The organism is Idiomarina sp., from assembly GCF_019431395.1.
GTDB lineage: Bacteria > Pseudomonadota > Gammaproteobacteria > Enterobacterales > Alteromonadaceae > Idiomarina.
The window spans coordinates 1-18351 of record NZ_CP080268.1 but is presented as its reverse complement, the minus strand read 5'-3'; the positions used below and the strand labels follow the sequence as shown (position 1 = coordinate 18351).

At 49.3% G+C, this 18351-nt stretch carries 18 protein-coding genes; 5 read left to right on the top strand and 13 right to left on the bottom strand.

Annotated features, from left to right (window positions below; all coding sequences use genetic code 11):
- Position 1 precedes the first annotated feature (1 nt).
- A complete protein-coding gene (locus KZ771_RS00090) occupies positions 2-742 on the top strand; it encodes a transporter substrate-binding domain-containing protein (RefSeq protein ID WP_290654017.1) in 741 nt (246 codons plus the stop codon).
- On the opposite strand, the gene KZ771_RS00085 is transcribed toward KZ771_RS00090, so the two are convergent.
- From KZ771_RS00085 to azu, 3 genes are all read right to left on the bottom strand, one after another.
- Positions 726-3836 carry an efflux RND transporter permease subunit gene (locus KZ771_RS00085; protein WP_290654016.1) on the bottom strand — a complete coding sequence of 1037 codons (3111 nt, stop codon included), beginning with the start codon at positions 3834-3836 and terminating at the stop codon, positions 726-728. The genes KZ771_RS00090 and KZ771_RS00085 overlap by 17 nt on opposite strands.
- Entirely contained in the window at positions 3836-4897 is a 1062-nt protein-coding gene (locus KZ771_RS00080) for an efflux RND transporter periplasmic adaptor subunit (RefSeq protein ID WP_290654015.1), read from the bottom strand. The genes KZ771_RS00085 and KZ771_RS00080 overlap by 1 nt, the downstream gene beginning before the upstream one ends.
- A 73-nt stretch (positions 4898-4970) precedes the next feature.
- The gene (gene azu / locus KZ771_RS00075) at positions 4971-5420 is read right to left on the bottom strand and encodes an azurin (protein WP_290654014.1); all 450 of its coding nucleotides are present in this window, start codon (positions 5418-5420) and stop codon (positions 4971-4973) included.
- An 81-nt stretch (positions 5421-5501) separates the two neighbouring features.
- Here azu and KZ771_RS00070 point away from each other — a divergent pair, with 81 nt between their 5' ends.
- The gene (locus KZ771_RS00070; protein ID WP_290654013.1) at positions 5502-6659 is read left to right on the top strand and encodes an aminotransferase class I/II-fold pyridoxal phosphate-dependent enzyme; all 1158 of its coding nucleotides are present in this window, start codon (positions 5502-5504) and stop codon (positions 6657-6659) included.
- A 32-nt stretch (positions 6660-6691) separates the two neighbouring features.
- Here the strand turns inward: KZ771_RS00070 and KZ771_RS00065 are convergent, their stop codons facing one another.
- A complete protein-coding gene (locus tag KZ771_RS00065; protein WP_290654012.1) occupies positions 6692-8383 on the bottom strand; it encodes an NAD-dependent malic enzyme in 1692 nt (563 codons plus the stop codon).
- A gap of 189 nt (positions 8384-8572) precedes the next feature.
- Here KZ771_RS00065 and KZ771_RS00060 point away from each other — a divergent pair, with 189 nt between their 5' ends.
- A complete protein-coding gene (locus KZ771_RS00060; protein ID WP_290654011.1) occupies positions 8573-8983 on the top strand; it encodes a hypothetical protein in 411 nt (136 codons plus the stop codon).
- Here the strand turns inward: KZ771_RS00060 and KZ771_RS00055 are convergent.
- From KZ771_RS00055 to KZ771_RS00040, 4 genes are read right to left on the bottom strand one after another with little or no spacing between them, the layout of a single operon-like run.
- Complete coding sequence (locus KZ771_RS00055; RefSeq protein WP_290654010.1) at positions 8966-9394, bottom strand: MAPEG family protein; 429 nt, start codon at positions 9392-9394, stop codon at positions 8966-8968. The two genes, KZ771_RS00060 and KZ771_RS00055, sit on opposite strands and share 18 nt — an antisense overlap.
- Positions 9395-9406: 12 nt before the next feature.
- Positions 9407-10153 (bottom strand): glutamate racemase, encoded by a 747-nt coding sequence (gene murI / locus KZ771_RS00050; RefSeq protein ID WP_290654009.1) that lies wholly within the window; start codon positions 10151-10153, stop codon positions 9407-9409.
- Positions 10154-10170: 17 nt separating this feature from the next.
- Positions 10171-12414 carry a heavy metal translocating P-type ATPase gene (locus KZ771_RS00045; protein ID WP_290654008.1) on the bottom strand — a complete coding sequence of 748 codons (2244 nt, stop codon included), beginning with the start codon at positions 12412-12414 and terminating at the stop codon, positions 10171-10173.
- On the bottom strand, positions 12411-13031 hold the full coding sequence (locus KZ771_RS00040) for a DUF998 domain-containing protein (protein ID WP_290573618.1): 621 nt from the start codon (positions 13029-13031) through the stop codon (positions 12411-12413). The genes KZ771_RS00045 and KZ771_RS00040 overlap by 4 nt, the downstream gene beginning before the upstream one ends.
- A gap of 118 nt (positions 13032-13149) precedes the next feature.
- Between KZ771_RS00040 and KZ771_RS00035 the strand changes: the two genes are divergently transcribed.
- A complete protein-coding gene (locus KZ771_RS00035) occupies positions 13150-13884 on the top strand; it encodes a 3',5'-cyclic-nucleotide phosphodiesterase (RefSeq protein ID WP_290654007.1) in 735 nt (244 codons plus the stop codon).
- 30 nt (positions 13885-13914) lie between these two features.
- Here the strand turns inward: KZ771_RS00035 and KZ771_RS00030 are convergent, their stop codons facing one another.
- The 3 genes from KZ771_RS00030 to KZ771_RS00020 all read right to left on the bottom strand — a co-directional run bounded on the left by KZ771_RS00030 (position 13915) and on the right by KZ771_RS00020 (position 16178).
- Positions 13915-14340: a PH domain-containing protein gene (locus KZ771_RS00030; protein WP_290654006.1), complete on the bottom strand. Its 426-nt coding sequence runs from the start codon at positions 14338-14340 to the stop codon at positions 13915-13917.
- Positions 14341-14410: 70 nt separating this feature from the next.
- Positions 14411-14761, bottom strand: coding sequence for an SDR family oxidoreductase (locus KZ771_RS00025; RefSeq protein WP_290654005.1), 351 nt, complete (start codon positions 14759-14761; stop codon positions 14411-14413).
- 58 nt (positions 14762-14819) lie between these two features.
- Positions 14820-16178, bottom strand: coding sequence for a diguanylate cyclase (locus KZ771_RS00020; protein WP_290654004.1), 1359 nt, complete (start codon positions 16176-16178; stop codon positions 14820-14822).
- Positions 16179-16386: 208 nt separating this feature from the next.
- On the opposite strand from KZ771_RS00020, the gene KZ771_RS00015 reads away from it, so the two are divergent.
- Positions 16387-16638: a TIGR03643 family protein gene (locus KZ771_RS00015; protein ID WP_290654003.1), complete on the top strand. Its 252-nt coding sequence runs from the start codon at positions 16387-16389 to the stop codon at positions 16636-16638.
- Here the strand turns inward: KZ771_RS00015 and KZ771_RS00010 are convergent.
- Complete coding sequence (locus KZ771_RS00010; RefSeq protein ID WP_290654002.1) at positions 16635-17153, bottom strand: cytochrome b; 519 nt, start codon at positions 17151-17153, stop codon at positions 16635-16637. The two genes, KZ771_RS00015 and KZ771_RS00010, sit on opposite strands and share 4 nt — an antisense overlap.
- On the bottom strand, positions 17146-18117 hold the full coding sequence (locus KZ771_RS00005; RefSeq protein ID WP_290654001.1) for a catalase family peroxidase: 972 nt from the start codon (positions 18115-18117) through the stop codon (positions 17146-17148). The genes KZ771_RS00010 and KZ771_RS00005 overlap by 8 nt, the downstream gene beginning before the upstream one ends.
- Between the last annotated feature and the right edge of the window lie 234 nt (positions 18118-18351).

Here is an 18351-nt window from a genome sequence, read left to right as displayed (position 1 = left end):
CATGAAAAAGTTACTACAGTCCGCCATTATCAGTGTTACTGCCCTTGGGTTTAATTCGGCAGCGCTGGCCGATGCCCAAGCGGGCATGGCAACCGGTTATCCTCCTTATCAATTTCTTTATCAGGGCGAGCTCACAGGTTTTGATGTTGCCGTTGCGAACGCTATTTATGACAAGCTCGGCGAGCGCCTCACACTGAACCAGTACGACTGGGACAATGTTGTCAGTCTATTGCGTTACGGCGAGCTCGACATCGCTATTGGTATGGAAAAAACCAACGTGCGGCAGCAGTACTTTTCGTTTAGTACTCCCTACTACGAAAGACAAACAGCGTTATTTATTCTGGAGTCTAATAAAGCTATCGAGAATGTCAGGCAATTGGTTGGTAAACGCATTAGTGGCGACCGTCACTCGGTGTTGGAAGCGCACTTAAGGGAGCTCGGCCTGCGTGACGCTATTCGGGTTGAACAAGCCGACTCAAAAAAGGATGCCATGGCACAACTGGCAGTTGGCGAAGTCGAAGCCGTTATTATGCCGCGCCGCGTCGCTAATTACCTTGCAGCACAATACGGTATTCAATTAAAAGTGCTGTGGCAACCAAACGAGGCTACGCCGGTTGCAATGGCCGTTACCAAAGGCAACGACCAGTTATTACAAAAGCTGAATCAGGTAATTACACTGCTCGAGCAAGACGGTACTTTAGAGCGCCTGCGCAAGCAGTGGGACATCACGCCGATTCGTTAGCCTCATCCAGTTCTTGTGCAAGACGAGCAGACTCGTCCGCGCGCGGCTTAGTAAAGCGTGCCAGCCACAAATAGAGTACTGGCGTTAAGTAAAGCGTAAATACAGTAGCCAGCCCCAGGCCACCAAATACCACCCAACCAATAGAGTTACGAGCCTCAGCGCCTGCACCACTCGAGAGAATCAATGGTAAACCACCCAGAATAGTCGACACCAGGGTCATCATGATGGGACGTAAGCGAATTGATGCGGCCTGTTCTATCGCTTCACGAACGCTTTCGCCACGGTCACGTAACTGGTCAGCAAATTCTACTAACAACACCGAGTTTTTAGCCAATAAACCAATCAACATGACCAACCCGATCTGCGAATAGATATTAAGTGAAACTCCGGTCAGGAATAACGCATAAATAGCGGCAGCTATACCAAATGGGACCGTCAGCATGACGACTACCGCACTGTTGACACTCTCAAACTGCGCAGCTAACACCAACAATACAATTAAGAATGCCAGAATGTAGGTCATAGCGACCTCACGATTGGTATCCTCGAAGGTTTCGGCCTCGCCGAGGAACAACAGCCCCATGCTTGCCGGGAGTTCCTGTTGTGCGATCTGCCGCAATGTATCCGTGGCTTCAGATAACGGGTAATCCTCGTCAATTTCGAACTCGACTTCGATAGCTCGCCGTTGGCCGTGTCGTTCTAATTCTGCCGATACACCTTCCTCGACCACTTCAGCCACACTGGAAATGGGCACGAGTTCTCCCGACGTGGACGACACATACAAGTTTTGCATGTCTTGCGGCGAGCGAATTGCCTCGATTCGGGTTTGCAGAATCACCGGAATCTGTTGGTCGCCAACGTTAAGGTCGGCAACATCATCACCATTGATTGCTGCGCGTAAAGTAGACGAAATATCGCTTAACGGCACTCCCAGTTCAGCTGCTCGACGACGGTCAATCTTAAATCGCAATTGTGGCTGTGTTGGCTGATACGAAATATCCGGGTTTCTGAACTCCGGCGCCTGCGCAACCACAGCTGCGGTAAATTCTTTGGCCGCATTATAGATATCGGTGTAGTTCTCGCCGGTGATTGCCATTTCGACGGCTCCACCGCCCTGGCCACCGCGAACATTCAGCGAGTTAGATCCGAACGCACGACCCGGCGCGCCGACCACTTGTGATAATGGGCCGCGTACTTCATCAATCACTTCCTGCTGGGAAATATCGCGTTCTTCCCAGGGCTTCATGGTAGCCGTGATAAATGACAAGTTGGGGTCCCACTGGCCTACCACCGTATAGATAGAATCAAATACACCGGCTTCCAAGTAGGGGATCAACACGTCTTCGTGCTGACGTGCCTGACGATCCATAAAGTTCAAGCCCACGCCGTCAGGGCCCCGGGCGAATACCCGAACCGTACCACGGTCCTCACTGGGCAGTAGCTCCGCCGCCACACGGTCGTATAAAAAGCCAGCGCCTACAGCGGCTAATAACGACAAGCCAACGATCGCCCAGGAAAAGTTTAAAGCGACTTTTAAGGTGCTTTGATAATGATTTTTGAACCAATTGCCAATACCGGAAAAAACATTTTTCTGCCCAGCATTTTTCGGTAATTTGGCCGTAAATGCCGGCACTAACGATAAGGCGACAAACGAAGAAATAATCACCGCAGCGGCCAAGACACCGCCAAACTCACGAAATAATCGCCCGGCTGTAGAGGGTAAGAATGCAATCGGCACAAATACCGCAACCAACACAGCGGTTGTCGCAACCACCGCAAAGAATACTTCCCGAGTCCCCAGAACGGCTGCAGCACGAGGGCCTAACCCCATGCCTCGCCGGCGCTGAATATTCTCGGTAACAACAATAGCGTCATCAACGATCAAGCCCGTTGCCAGCACCAATGCTAACAAGGTTAGGATATTGATCGAAAAGCCCATTAACCATATGGCAGCTACTGCACCAAATAATGCTACGGGTATTGATAGCGCCGGTACAATGGTGGCCCGGAACGAGCCGATAAATACCCATAACGTCCCCACTACCAGCGCAATCGTAATCGCCAGTGTAGTGATAACTTCGGCAACGGATTTTCGTATGAACAAGGCGTCATCGTTAGTCACCTGCATTTCCATATCAGGAAAACGTGCCTGCAACCGCTCCAGCATCGCCAGTGCCTGGTCCGAAATTTCGATGGTGTTAGAACCCGCTTGACGGATAACCCCAACCCCAACGACGGGTTTGCCGTTTAAACGAACGAAGCTACCCGCATCGGCGGGCCCAAAATAGGCTTGGGCCACATCCCCAATGCGGGTATCGTCACGCACAATAATATTTTCGACCTGCTCTGCCGTCACGGAGGTGGCATCGGCGCGAATAATGATGCGCTGGTCAGTCGATTTTAAACTACCTGCCGGAACATCAAACGGTGCCTGTCGCAATGCATCAGCGATATCGGTAACCGATAGACCAAAACTCGTTAGTCTTAACGGATCCAAAGCTACCCTTAACACTCTTTCACGAGCACCGTTTAACCTGACATCAGCCACCCCGTCGATGGATAGAAATTCAGGCGCGACGTCTGTCTCTAGTCGCCGGGTTAGTTCCTCCAGACTTAGTGAGTCGCTACTAACTGCTATATCCAGAACAGCCCTGGCATCATCGTCAGCTTTTACAACAATGACCTGCTCAACGTCATCAGGCAATTCGCGTCTAACCTGATTGACCGACTCGCGAACCTCGCTGGCAACCACGTCCAGGTCAACACCGGGTCTAAATTCGACGACTGTGCGAGCAGAGTTTTCTTCCGAAGACGAGCGAATCGACTTAACGCCTGATACACGCGCGGCAGCCCCTTCAAGAATACTGGTCACTTCGGAATCAACGGTTTCTGGTGCCCCTCCCGGCAAGCCGGCGCGAACGGTAACGACGGGTCGATCAACATCGGGAAGTTCTCTCACTTCTACGCCCATGATCGCTGCGATACCGGCCAAAGCAATTAAAATATTTAAAACAACAATGAGCACCGGTCGGCGAATAGAAACAGAGGGCAGGTCATTGGCTTCCGTCACTGGCGGTTGATTATTTTCAGCCATTACTCAGTCGCCTCCGCCGTGTCGACATTTTCGACGTTTTGGAACTTAACCGCTTGCCCTTCGCGCAAGTTTTGAATGCCCTCGACAATTAAAATATCATCACGTTGGATATCACCAGAAACCAGTACGCGCCCTTCTAAGCGTTGTTCTATTTGTACCTCAACACGTTTGGCTTGTTGGTTTTCGGCCAGCCAAATAAAGGGAGCATTGGGGCCCCATGACAAAGCCGCTTCAGGGATAGAAACGAACTCCCGACCTAACAATTCAATTTGCGTGCGAAAGCTAGTGCCTGGTAAGAAGTCATCTTTACTGTTATCAATGGCTGCGCGGGCCCGGAACATCCGGGTTTGTGGGTTGATTCTAGAATCGCGTTCAACAATTTCAGCGGTGACGGGTGGGCCCGAATAGCGCCAGGGTTGTACGGTCAGCTCTACCCCTTCTTGTAGAATCGATACGGCTGCTTCAGGAATACTAAAATCAATCATTAGCTTGTTGCGATCATCAATCGTCGTGATCATCGTTTGTTCAGTGATACGGTCGCCAGGCTCGATATCGGTAAGCCCGACAATACCATCAAAGGGTGCAATCACTTGGCGATCATCAACCTCAGTCTGTGCCCTGTCGACTTCGACTTCGGCTAAGTCACGCAAAAGGATGGCATTATCTAGTTCTGATTGTGGCACAGCACCTTGATCAAAACTGGAGCGCAGACGTTCAACGGTACGTTGCGCATCTTTGTAGTTGAGTTTAGCTTGCTGCAGTGCAACCTGTTGTCGGCGATCATCTAATTGCACCAGAATTTGCCCGGCTTTTACGTCATCACCTGGCTCAAAATTAACTGATTCAACTCGGTCACCAACCGCTGGGTATAAGGTAACGGAACGCTGTGCTTCTGCTGTACCTACGGCTTCAACACGATTCGATTCACGTTCAAATTGAACCGGTTGGGCAATAACCAATGCTTCACGCGCACCAAAACCTTGCGCCTGAACCGTATTTGTTGCTATTGCCAGCAGTGCTGCAATAGTGAGTGCTTTAAAAGCGATTCCGAAACCTTTCATTGATACTCCATTTAAAAGCCCGTGGTTGCTACACAATCACGGGCTTTAGCTTAGCGATGTAACTGGTCGCTAACTACTTAGTAATTTTAAAAACACCTTGCATAATGGCAGAGTGCCCTGGGAAGGTGCAGTAGAACTTGTAGTTACCGTTTGCATCCATTCCGTCAGTCGAGAAAGTAATCGACGTTTCTTCGCCACCACCAATAACGTCAGTCGCCGCAATCACAGCATCTGAGTCTGGTGTATAGTTGTTATCAAGACCAGCTGCCATGCCTTGTTGCACCACTGACTGCATGTCCGAGGCGCTACTTAATACCCAGTTATGGCCCATTACGTTCTTAGCCATCTTGCCTGAGTGAGTTAATTTTAACGTCACCTCAGAGCAACTCGCTGGTACTGACAGTTCCTTTTTATCAAATCGCATGTTGTCATTACTATCGATGGTTAGCTCACATTCGTTGGCTAGCGCAGAGTTTGCGACCAATAGCAAAGAACCAAACATCAAAGTTTTCAAAAATCGCATTGCAATACTCCTGTGGTTACTATCAAATAACACTCATATATACGTGAATACGCACGTTTAGATTACTTTTTGAGTGGGTTTATGACGCAAAAAACACATTTCGCGCCGCAGTCCCTGCTAGCACAAGGCTCTCCTTGCTTGCAGCAGCACGACATCAACGATAAACAATCATTGATACCGCCAGTATATAACTCAACCACCTATCTGCGTGATGAGGACAATCAATATCGCAGCGGTCGCGTGTACTCCAGAGCTGACAACCCAACCTACAAAGCGCCCGAGACATTAATCGCAACCCTGGAAGGGGCAGCTGACGCACGTATTTTTAGTTCGGGCATGGCCGCAGCGACGGCCGTATTTTTAGCGCTAAAACCCGGCGACCACGTCATTGCACCCACTATCATGTACTGGGCGTTACGTAACTGGTTACGGACGTTTGGACAAGACTTAGGATTAAAGGTTCGGTTTGTCGATACACACGTAGAAGGAGCCGTTGAGGCCGCATTAGCCGCTCAACCCGCTCGTTTAGTTTGGTTAGAAACGCCAGGCAATCCGCTCTGGACTGTTTCTGATATTGCCGCGATTGCAGCGAGTTGTAAAAAGCATGGTGCGTTACTTGCGGTTGATTCGACTGTTGCGACCCCCCTGCTTACCCAGCCATTAAGTTTAGGTGCTGACTTAGTCATGCACTCAGCAACCAAATATTTAAATGGCCATTCAGATGTTATTTCAGGAGCACTGGCCACAGCAGACAACTCGGCTTTTTGGCAGCGTATTGTGGCGTTACGCGCACAAAATGGTTGTGTTCCAGGCCCCGATGACGCTGCGCAACTATTGCGTGGCATGCGAACGCTACACCTGCGTGTCAGGGAATCGTGTGAATCCGCGCAGTGGTTAGCAGAACAGCTGCAGGAAAATCCGCACGTTGCTGAGGTCCTGTATCCCGGATTGCCGAGCTTCACCGGTCATGAAGTCGCTAAACGGCAGATGCATAACGGCTTTGGGGGAATGTTATCGGTTCGGCTTAAAGGCGGTGCAGAACAAGCAATTAAAACAGCGGCCCGAACACGTTTGTGGAAGCGAGCGACATCCTTGGGGGGTGTTGAAAGTTTGATTGAACACCGCGCCAGCATCGAGGGTGAAGGCACGCCGGTGCCCGACGATTTGCTGCGTTTATCGGTTGGGATTGAATACCGTGAAGACCTGCTCCGCGATTTAGAGCAGGCTTTCCAGCCCTAAACAAATAGCGTCGCGCATAATGCGCGACCTACTTATATACTGACGCGCTTGTAAAAGCGGTATTCCGGTTTCCAGTAATGACTTTCTATGCGTTGGCGTAACAGCTCATCGTCAATCTCCAGCGCGTAGCCTTCTTCCTGAGCGACCTTGCCGACCGCAAAGGCAATATCTTTAGACAGCTGTGCCAGGTCGTCAAACGCCGGCAGTAAGTGCTCACCTTTACCATTAGCAGACGGCGACGCTTTCGCGAGTGTTTTACTGGCTACGCGGAACATTTCGTCACTGACGCGATTGGCTTTAACCGCTATCACACCCAGTCCAATTCCGGGGAAAATATAACTGTTATTGCACTGCGCGATAGGATATTGCTTGCCGTCATACTCTACTGAACCGAATGGGCTACCGGTGGCTACAATAGCTTTACCCTGAGTCCATTTCATTACGTCGGCCGGATGCGCTTCGACGTGTTTTGACGGGTTACTCAATGGGAAAATAATCGGCTGTTCAACATTTTTGGCCATGGCATCAACAACCTGCTCTGTGAACAAGCCCGCCTGCCCTGAAACCCCAATCAATACATCGGGCTCAGCACAATGAATCACATCCAGTAACGATGGGTAGTCACCGCTGTATTGCCATTCGCCTATGCGCTTCATAGGCTGCGCCAAGGCTTGCTGAAAATCACGTAAACCATCCATGGAATCAACAACTAAGCCGAAACGATCGACCATAAAGACATTTTGCTTAGCTTCGTATTCCGACAGCCCCTCAGCCATCATCTGGATCATTACCTGCTCAGCAATACCACAACCGGCAGAACCGGCACCGACGAATACAACCTTTTGCTCGCTGAGTTTTTTACCTTTTTTGCGGCAAGCAGCTAACAAGGTGCCTACTGTCACTGACGCAGTGCCCTGGATATCGTCGTTAAAGCAACACACTTCGTCACGATAACGTCGTAGCAACGGCATCGCGTTAGGTTGGGCAAAGTCTTCAAACTGCAACAGCACACCGGGCCAGCGCCGCGTCACTGCCTTGATAAACTTGTCCAAAAATTCATCGTACTGTTCCTGGTTAATTCGCTTGTGGCGTGCGCCCATGTACATCGGATCGTTTAACAGTTTCTCGTTATTGGTGCCAACGTCCAGCATCACCGGCAACGTGTAAGCGGGGCTGATTCCACCACAGGCGGTGTAAAGCGACAACTTACCAATCGGAATACCCATACCACCGATACCCTGGTCACCCAGACCCAGTATGCGTTCACCGTCGGTTACTACGATGACTTTTACCTTTTGTTTGGTCGCATTGCGCAGGATGTCATCCAGTTGATCACGCTCTGAATACGAAATAAACAAACCGCGGGAGCTGCGATAAATATCGGAAAATTTCTCGCAGGCATCGCCGACTGTCGGCGTGTAAATAATTGGCATCATCTCTTCGAGGTGATCGGTTAGCAAACGATAGAACAATGTCTCGTTATTATCCTGAATGGCACGCAGGTAAATGTGTTTATTCAGCGGTGTTTCGAAGCTTTTATACTGCATGTAAGCGCGTTCGGCCTGCTCTTCGATACTCTCGTAGCGCGGCGGTAACAACCCGGTCAGGTTAAATGCCGCTCGTTCTTCCTTTGAGAACGCGCTGCCTTTATTAAGTAATGGCGTCTCCAACAAAGAAGGTCCCGCGTAGGGGATATACAACGGACGTTGTGCAGAATCTGACATGGGTACTTACTCCTAAAACAGTACAGGCTAACTAATTGCTAATCATAGCAAATGTTAAGGCGTAGCGGGGAACCGAATTGAACAGCAGTAAAAATTATTGAACGATTGAACTAAATCGAATGCATGTTAGTAATGAAACACGTATAATCCAATTAAATCGAACAGATGTTTTAATACGCGAACCAAATTATGTACGAATGCTCAGTGTCCGATGCGGACTTTTTAATACAACTGGAACAACGCTCGTTTGGCAAAGATGATATCGATCACCTTTGGCATTTACGCGTAGCCTGGGTGTATCTAAAAGCCCATCCATGGCCAATTGCGCTGCAAAAGGTAGTCGACTTGCTGCGTACTGAGCGCAACTTTGGCCTGGGTGATATTCCTTACCATCACACCCTGACCATCGCATCCCTGCGCATCATTAATGTGCGCATCAGTAAAGCCGACTACGACGACTTTTGTGATTTTCTGAATGACAACCAAGACCTGGTCGACGATATGCGTGGCGTTATTAAACGCTATTATTCAGAAAAAGCGATAACCTCTGAAGCGGCTCAAACCAGCTACGTAGCGCCCGACTTACGCCCCATTGAATAAAGTCACAAACACCATAACCAACAGCACTACGTTCGCTAGCAGCCCCAACATAAAAAAGTAACTGCGTGGGCTTGGGTTCTTTTCGGTGGCAATAACGTAATACAACACCATGTGCGCCAACCGAGCTACGGCAAATACCGCGGTTGCTGATGCTGTCCATAACGGATGAACGCCTGCCAATATGGCTAATACAATAGTCCCTAACATCGGGCTCAGATTTTCGAGTGAGTTTTGATGGGTGCGCCATGCCCTGAATACGAAACTCTGGTGGCTTAAGTCTTGCGGTGCTTTGCCCGGAATAGCCCCGGTTTGCTTTGCTTTAGTGCCACTGGCAACAAACCACTGCAGCAATACGGTTGCAACAATAATAGCCATCCATAACAGTGTGGCCCAATAGTTTTCAATATACATAGATTTGCCTTTTTATAAGTCTAACTGCCAACGTGCCGCGACGCGTTTAACCGCCTCGACATTCTCTGATGCCATAATTTGGATCGGCGTGTTATCAAAGCGCGCCGTTAAGTCCAACCGCTGTTCCATCCAGTGCAGCATGGCTTCGCCGGAATGTATTGTTTTTGCACCGCCAAAATACGCAGATATCGCGGTATCGATCAGCGGAAAATGGGTACAGCCTAACAATACAACGTCAGGGCGCATTAGTCCGCCAAAATAGTGTTTAAACGTCTCCGTTAATATTGGTCCATCGTAAAGCTCTTCTTCGACAATGGGCACAAACAATGGCGTAGCCATCGCTTCAACCTGATGGAATCCCAGCACATTAATACGTTGCTGATACTCGCCTGAGGCAATCGTTGAGCGCGTTGCAATAACCAGTACACGCGCGTCCTGAGTAATCCCCGGCATTTGCTGCAACGCCAGCACGCCCGGTTCCAGTACGCCATAAACCGGTTTATTCGAGTAGCGCTGCATTTGTTCCAGCGCCACCACACTCACGGTATTACACGCCACCACCAGGGCATCCACGTTTGCACCATTAAAAAACTCGACCGCCTCCAGCGCATAGCGTGTCACCGTATTAGCATCTTTGCTACCGTATGGCACGCGGGCAGTATCACCGTAATAAAGCAGTTCGCTAAAACAACCACTGCGCTGCAACGACCGTGCAACCGTTAAACCACCGACACCACTATCAAATATTCCTAGTTTCATTAATTATCGTCGTCCGCTCAGGTACTCAGGTTAATACGTTTTAAGCGTAATGCGTTGGTTAGCACAAAAACGCTGGATAACGCCATCGCAGCGGCCGCCAGCATCGGTGATAACAATATACCAAACCACGGGTACAACAGACCGGCTGCGACCGGAATTAACGCGGTATTATAGGCAAAAGCCCAAAATAAATTCTGCCGAATATTGCGCATCGTTGCTTTAGATAAGGCAAACGCCTGCTGCACCACGGTCAAATTATCAGACATCAGCACCACGTCCGCCGATTCAATCGCAACGTCAGTACCTGTGCCTATGGCAAAACCGACATCGGCCGTCGCCAGTGCCGGCGCATCGTTAATGCCATCGCCAACAAACACCAGCTTACCCCATTGTTTTTGCAACTGTTTAACGGCGTCCACTTTGCCATCGGGTTTTACCTCAGCCACGACTTTATCAATGCCAAGCTGGTTGGCGATACGCTCAGCGGTGGCCGTTGCATCACCTGTCACCATCGCTGTTTTTAGGCCACGCTGATGCAGCGCTTTAATCAGTGCCGGCGCACTTTCACGTATCGGGTCACTAACGCAAAATATAGCTTTTAACTGCGCGTCTATGGCAACATAAATCGGAGTAAGTCCTTGCTTCTGCCACTCGCCAGCCTTGTCCGGGGCTTCGCTTAACGCAACGTCGTACTCTTGCATCAATGTGGCCGAGCCGACCAAAACCTGCTGGCCATTAACCTTGCCGGTAACCCCAAGACCCGACAATGCTTCAAATGATTCCGGCTCTAACATCTGCGTCTGCTCAGAAGCAAAAGCCACCAACGCTTCCGCGGTCGGATGCTCAGAGCGCTGCTCAAGTGAAGCAGCCAGTTGCAGCGTTGTGCTGTCATCACCGGCAACCGTTATCCACTCGTTAAGTGTTGGCTCACCCTGCGTGAGGGTACCGGTTTTATCAAATACCACGGCGTTGGCCTGTTGCAACGCCTGCAATGCGGTGCCCTGACGGAACAGCACGCCCAAATCTGCGCCTCGACCGGTACCCACCATAATCGACGTTGGCGTGGCCAGCCCCATAGCACAGGGACACGCAATAATAAGTACCGCAACGGCATTAACCAGCGCAAATGTTAGTGAGTCTTCACCAGCAGCAAAAAACCACACGATAAAGGTCAGTAACGCTGCCGCCATCACCGCGGGTACAAACCATAAGGTGATCTTGTTAACGGTATCCTGAATCGGCAATTTGGCGCCCTGCGCCTGCTCCACCATACGAATAATTTGCGATAATACCGTTGTCTCGCCTATCGCGGTGGCCTTAAAACGCAGCGTCCCGCGCTCGTTAATCGTACCGCCGACGACCTTATCATCCGCCCGCTTATGCACCGGTTCAGCCTCGCCCGTGATCATGGCTTCGTTAACGTAACTGTCACCACTAATGACTTGACCATCAACGGGGATCTTTTCGCCCGGACGAACTTCGATTTCGTCGCCCTTGGCTAATTCCTTAACCGCAACTTCTTTTGCGTCGCCATCTCGTATAACTCGCGCGGTTTTACTTTGTAACCCCATCAGGCGCTGAATCGCATCCGAGGTATGACTTTTGGCCCGTGCTTCCATAAAGCGACCCGCCAGAATCAAGGTAACAATAACCGCCGATGCTTCGAAGTAAACACTCACTGATTCGGCCGGCAGCCACTGCGGCATAATGGTCGCGACAATAGAATAACCCCAGGCCGCGGTTGCCCCCAGCGCGACCAACGAGTTCATATCCGGCGCACCTTTGAGTAAAGCCGGAATACCGATTTGATAAAAACGCCGCCCCGGCACAAACAATACAATGGTCGTTAACAGCAACTGTATCCACCAACTGGTTTGTAACCCCAGGCTGTTATGAACCCAGTTCGAAAATGTCGGCACCATGTGATTGCCCATAGCCAGAATAAACACCGGTAAGGTGAGTAAAGCCGATAAGGTCAATTCTTTGCGCAGCCCCAAGTACTCACGTTGCTGACGCTCACGCTGTTCGCGCATCTCTTTATCGCGGTCAATAATCTCGTGGGCATCGTAGCCGGCGTCCTGTATCGCTTTAATCAGCGTATCAGTGGACACGTTATTAGCGGTAACTTCAGCTGCGTCCGAGGCAAGGTTTACCGATACCTGCTCAACGCCGTTAACGCCGGACAGTGCTTTATCGACACGGCTGGCGCACGAGCCACAGTTCATGCCGCTAACACTTAACCTTATGGTCTGCTGACTCATTCTGACTCCCTTTGTTGTAACGTTAACAACAACCAAAATACAATAAGCTGTGCTACTTCTACGTAACGCTGGATGGCTCCGCGAATTTCAAACATCGGATAGGATGTCATTACCAAAAAACCTAACACGGTTACCGCAGCCAGCAGCACCAAAGCGACGCGAACCAACCAGCTGGTTTTGGGCGTTAGCGCAAGCAGCAAAGTACCAAGCGCGAAGCCAAAATAACTGATAACAGCCACCACGTTATGGATAGCCTGCGAACTGCTGCCATCTATAGGACAGCCGGCATCGCATGGCGCCAGCGCCGAGGCTAAATAGCCAAACGGCCATAAAAATAACAACAACCAACCCACATGGCTTACCGAGCGCACGCGTAATTGACTGCGTATAGACACCAGAAAACTAAATGCGATCATGGCCAGCGGAATAAAACCCACCCAACCCAGCACGCCTGCATTGGGCGTATCCGTCGCATTGATCTCGCTAATGTACTGGCCAATATGGTCAAAGCCCGGCTTGACCCAACTGGCGACCAACTGCAGGCCGAGCCAAAAAACCGTCAGAATAATAAGCTGGGGAACATAGCCTTGTTGTTTTGCCGCGTCATTAGAAGCCAAAATTTGTCTCCAATTGGTTGCTATTGCGTTACTAAGTATTCTCAAATCATAACACCATTATGCGTCAAAGTTTTGTTATGCTTATAACCATGACGCCGTTGCCAATGAGGATATAAAAGTGTCAATACGTGTTTTAGGCTGTAGTGGTGGTTTGAGTGGCGAAAATCAGCAGGGTTCCACCTGTATTCAAATCAGTCCGTCGACACTCATTGATGCCGGCACCGGCCTTGCCAGCTTGAGTCTGGCAGAAATGAGTCGAATCCGTCATATCTTCCTGACGCATGCGCACATGGATCATATCGCCGCGTTACCGACCTTTTTAAGCAACCTGTTCGAGCAGGATAACCTACCCGTCAAGGTGTATGGACTAGCTGAGACGCTGGCTCGATTGAAGGCTAATATTTTTAACGACGAGATTTGGCCTGATTTTACTCAGGTTACAGACGGGCAACAGTCAGTTGTCGAACTCGTCGAGGTCGCGGCCGGCGACATTATCGAGCACGACGGCAGGACACTAGAGCTGTTCGCGGTTAAACACAAAATTCCCACCGTTGGGTACTCGGTAAAAAGCGAACACATGCATTACGTATTTTGTGCAGACTGCACCGAGTCCGCACAATTAGTCGCTGATTTAAACCGCCTGGCGCCTATTGACGTGCTGATGATTGAGTGTGCATTCCCCGATCGCTTAATCGAAGTGGCTGAAAAGACCCAGCACATGACGCCGGGTATGTTACAACGCACACTGGCCCAGGTTAACGGCGTAAGACACGTATGGGTTACCCACCTAAAGCCAAGTTACGAAAAAGAGCTGCGCAACACCCTCAGCGGCGGTCACTGGACAGTTCTATAGGTCGCGCATGCTGCGCGACTGTGATGTTAGTTATTTTATTGCGGCCTTTAACTCAGCCGGCTTGTAAATGGTCGATATCGCATAGTAGCGACCACTCTTTGTATTAATGGTAATGGTGCCGTAGTTAAACCAACGTCCCACGTAACCCTGACTCACAATAACCGAGCTCAATTCATCAAGTTCGATGGCCACCTCTTCCGAGAAAAAAGCCCCATATTTAGCCAGTAGCCGTTGGTTGGTCAGTACAATACGCGTTCGCCGGTATTGCAAATAGACCTTCACGGCATCAATAACAATAAACAACAACCAGCCAATAGAAATGAATGCCCCATCGCCGCTAAAAACAAGATCAAGCAGCACTCCAACCAAAAAAATGGCAAAGGTTTCAAACAGAATGACATAGCTCACCCAGGAGCGGTGAATAACCTCTTCGTCATCACGTAATGTGATAGCCATGAGCTTCCTTGCTAGTATAGTTTTCTAATTAGAAAACACTGATATTTAAATAACTCTTCCAAAATTGCAACTAGTCACCGATAGCCGAAAAGCTGCCTGCTAATACACCACCGTCAATGGTAATTTCTGAAGCATTGATATAATTGGCTTCGTCAGAGGCCAGCAGAATACAGATAGCGGCCACTTCGCTGACCTCACCAAAACGCTTCATTGGGCAGGCATCAACGATTTTTTGCATATTTACCTCGCGAGCAGGACCGGTGCCTAACATCGGATCCCATATGGGTGTCATGATGGCGGCAGGGTGCACGGAATTACAGCGGATTGGCAGATTCTCCTGGGCACAATAAAGCGCGACTGACTTGGTATGATTGCGGATGGCCGCGCCGGTAATTACTATGACTTTATCGTTTAAGCGCATCACCTTCTCCTGGTTACGCATACGTGATGAAACTATAGGTCATACAGCAATTAATAGGCTAGCTTTGATGTAATTCAGTCGGTTGTGATGCGCACGCCGTTTTATCCCGGTACATTCGTTGGTCGGCCAGTTGTAATAAATTTTCGGGGGTGCCATCACCCTCCCCACATATGGCTAAACCAATACTTAGACTTGGATAAATTTGCTCGTCACCGACTGTAATAGGCAGGCTTTCACCATAACGTTTAATTTTTTCTGCCAACTTTTGCGCTTCCGACTCATTCAGGCGGTTAGCAATAATGAGGAATTCATCGCCCCCCATACGCGCAACCACGTCGCCACCGCGAACAACTTCCGCCAATGACAGGGCGACACGACGCAGTAATTCATCGCCTGTCTCATGACCATAATTGTCGTTGATATATTTAAAGCGATTGAGATCAATCACAAAAACTGCAAACTTGCTAGAGCGTCCTTTGCTGAGCAAGCTATGTAAGTAACTTAAGGCAAAGCGGCGATTCTTTATATTGGTCAGGACATCTTCGTTAGCAAAAAAGCGCTCGGTGCGGTAGAGCTTCCATAACACAAAGCCGCCCCAAAAAAGCCCGCTGTAGAATAATAACAGCAGCAACTGCCCTAAAATAATTGCACTCTTCTGATAGTCATTTAATGCCACATTAAATGTGGCCGCGATCCACCATTCGCCGTTGGGAATAATCAACAGGCCCTGGTAGTCAGGTTGCTCAAAGGTATCCAAGCCACCTTCAAAAATTTGTCCGCCTCTACCACTGCCATTAACTCCCCGGATTGCTATTGTATATTGTTGATTACTTAACAACCCGGCAGATTCCATCAGTCTTGTGTAATCAATGACAACACTTATTACGCCCCAGTAGTTATCACTACGGGGATAATCGTAGAAGATTGGCAACCGCACGATGATAGCGCGCCCACCCTGCACGAGTTCGAGCGGCCCTGCTAAAAAAACATCTTTGAGTTCGCGCGCTTTTAAAACGGTGGGGTATTGATCGACTAGCGATTTTAAATCCAGCCCGATGGCCTTCTCGTTACCAGCAAGTGGGTAATTTTTACGAATGATATCGTCGGGGGCGACACCAACATTTCGAACAAAAGTTGATTTGCTCATTAGTTGCTTCGCAATACTCTCAAAGTTTTGAAACGCCTCATCGGGATCGATGGTAAACACTGTCGCGAGACTGTCTGCTAAAAAAACATCTCTAAACAGCGCAGATTCAAGCTGTGACTTAGCCAACAACAGCTCTTCTTGCGCTTCATTTTTCAACGATTGGCTAAGCCGTTCCGTGGCAAGTTCGGCTAACCATGACGAGAACAGCCATGCGAGCAATAACCCCACAAAATACAACGGCAGAGCTAATGCCCAATGCTTCTTTTTCATTCGCAATAGAGAATACTCATCGTCAATCGGAAACACCTGGCGGTGCCATTTAATTAAACAAAAGTAATATTAATATCGATGAAGTTTAACAAGCTTCCAAACACAGTGCTACTGATGATGGTCATTTTTAATCAGAACTTTGCAATCGGTTTTTAAATCAGTAACGTACTTAGGGAGACTATAACCAAAGTATACCAATGGGCTAACAATGGCGTTTAATGAGTCTGAACAATCGCGGATTATCGAGATGGCCTGGGAAGACCGCACGCCGTTCGAAGCGATTGAACAACAATTAGGTTTAAGCGAAAAAGAAGTGGTTAAGTTTATGCGAAAGCAATTAAAGCCCAGTAGTTTTCGGCTTTGGCGTGCACGCGTATCAGGCCGCAATACTAAACATAAAAAATTACGCCCGGCTGGCGTTGAGCGAGGCTACTGCCCCACTCAATACAAACACCGTTAAAGCATGCTTTTTAAAACATCGTCCTTACGAATAAAGTGATGATGTAAGGCAGCACCAGCATGCAAAATAATCAGCACGATTAAGGCGAGGGCTAACCAGCCATGCATTTCTCTGAAGATGGCATAGCGTTCGATATCGACGCTAAGTGCGGCCGGTAACCGAAACAGCCCGAAAACCTCGACCGGCCGACCTGCCAGGTATTGCATTAGATAGCCGGATATCGGCATTAACGCCATCAAAGCATAGAGTAACCCATGCGATAATTTTGCAACCGATGCCTGCAAGCGACTCAGGCCTTGCGGTAAAGGCGGCACAGAAGAAGCCAATCGAATGACCAAGCGCACTACCACAAGAACCGCTGCTACCACGCCAAAGCCTTTATGAATCGTCAGCAGGGTTAATTGCCACGGCTCTAAAGACTGCACCATCAATAAACCGGCCGCTAGCATCGAGATGAGCAAGGCTGCCATTGCCCAGTGCATGATGCGCATCGTTAACGAAAAGCGATTAGTCATTTTGCTGCTCCTCAAACGCACCATTTAATACCTCCACCGCGCGGCGGCGGTATGATTCCGCATAGGCCGCGGAGCGCGCACGTAGGATAGGGTCGCGGGTTGCTTCAATCCCATCGGGCAATACTAACGGGTCGTAGTTAATCTCATGGCAATCGCCATTTAACTGCGACTGCCAATCACTAATAGCGATCTGCCCCGCTACAATTTGCTCACGCGATTCAGGCCAGCCGACAGCGGGATCATTTTCATCATCCTCGCTCGTTGCCAACGTGAACACCCAGTCAAAAATCACCGGACCTGCGGCCAATCGTTCTGTTAGTTCGTTCTGTAACGCGTCATCTCCGTCAAAAGATGTGGTGGCGACGTTAACCGTTGGTCTCATTGCCCAACGTACAGGCTGCTTGTCGCCATTATCGTTAATGAGGTAAAACGCATTGATACTGTGATATTGCTCGGCGGCAAAACTGCCACTGGGCTGGTAGTTATCTTTCCAGGCAGTGAAGTCAGCACTCTCGGGATGCTCGGCAAAGAACTCTGCAATCGTGCCACTTTGTATGGCTTTAATCTGCTGGTAAAAGGTATGAGGATCGGAAACCGCCATCACCGGCGGTGTATTCATGGCAATGCGCCACTGCTGCGCTGCACTGGTTGCAAAGCTCAACGCTAAACTACGCACCGGCGCTTTTAAATCCGGGGCTGATGGGTTATTGCCGGCAATAGAAAATCGGCCCACAAAGGGATAAGCGCCTTTATTAAAAACGGCAGCATTCGAATAATCGGTTAGTGAGCCATTGGATCGAAACTCACCGGTTACGCAAATACCCTTAGCATGCGCACGCCTGAAGCCTTCATGCGCCGTTTGGCCCTGTTGTAAGTCTACAAACTGCTGTGCAGTAACTCGCTCGGACTGCTGTGCAAACACTAGCATCGGCAGAGCTAATACCCCCAAAAAATACGTTTTCATTGATCGTCCTGCGTCTGATGGCCTTCATACCTTGAGTTGGAGATAAATACCCGCTTTACAGCAATTAAGTTCACTACTGAGGGTACATACGTCGCAGGCTTACGTTGTAGCAGGTCAATAACCGTATTGACGCTCTGCTTTAACTGCTCTAGCTTATAGAAAACAACAACAAAACAGGAAGTTACCTATGTCAGATTTTAAAGAGTATAAAGTCATTCACGTAGCCGAAGGTGG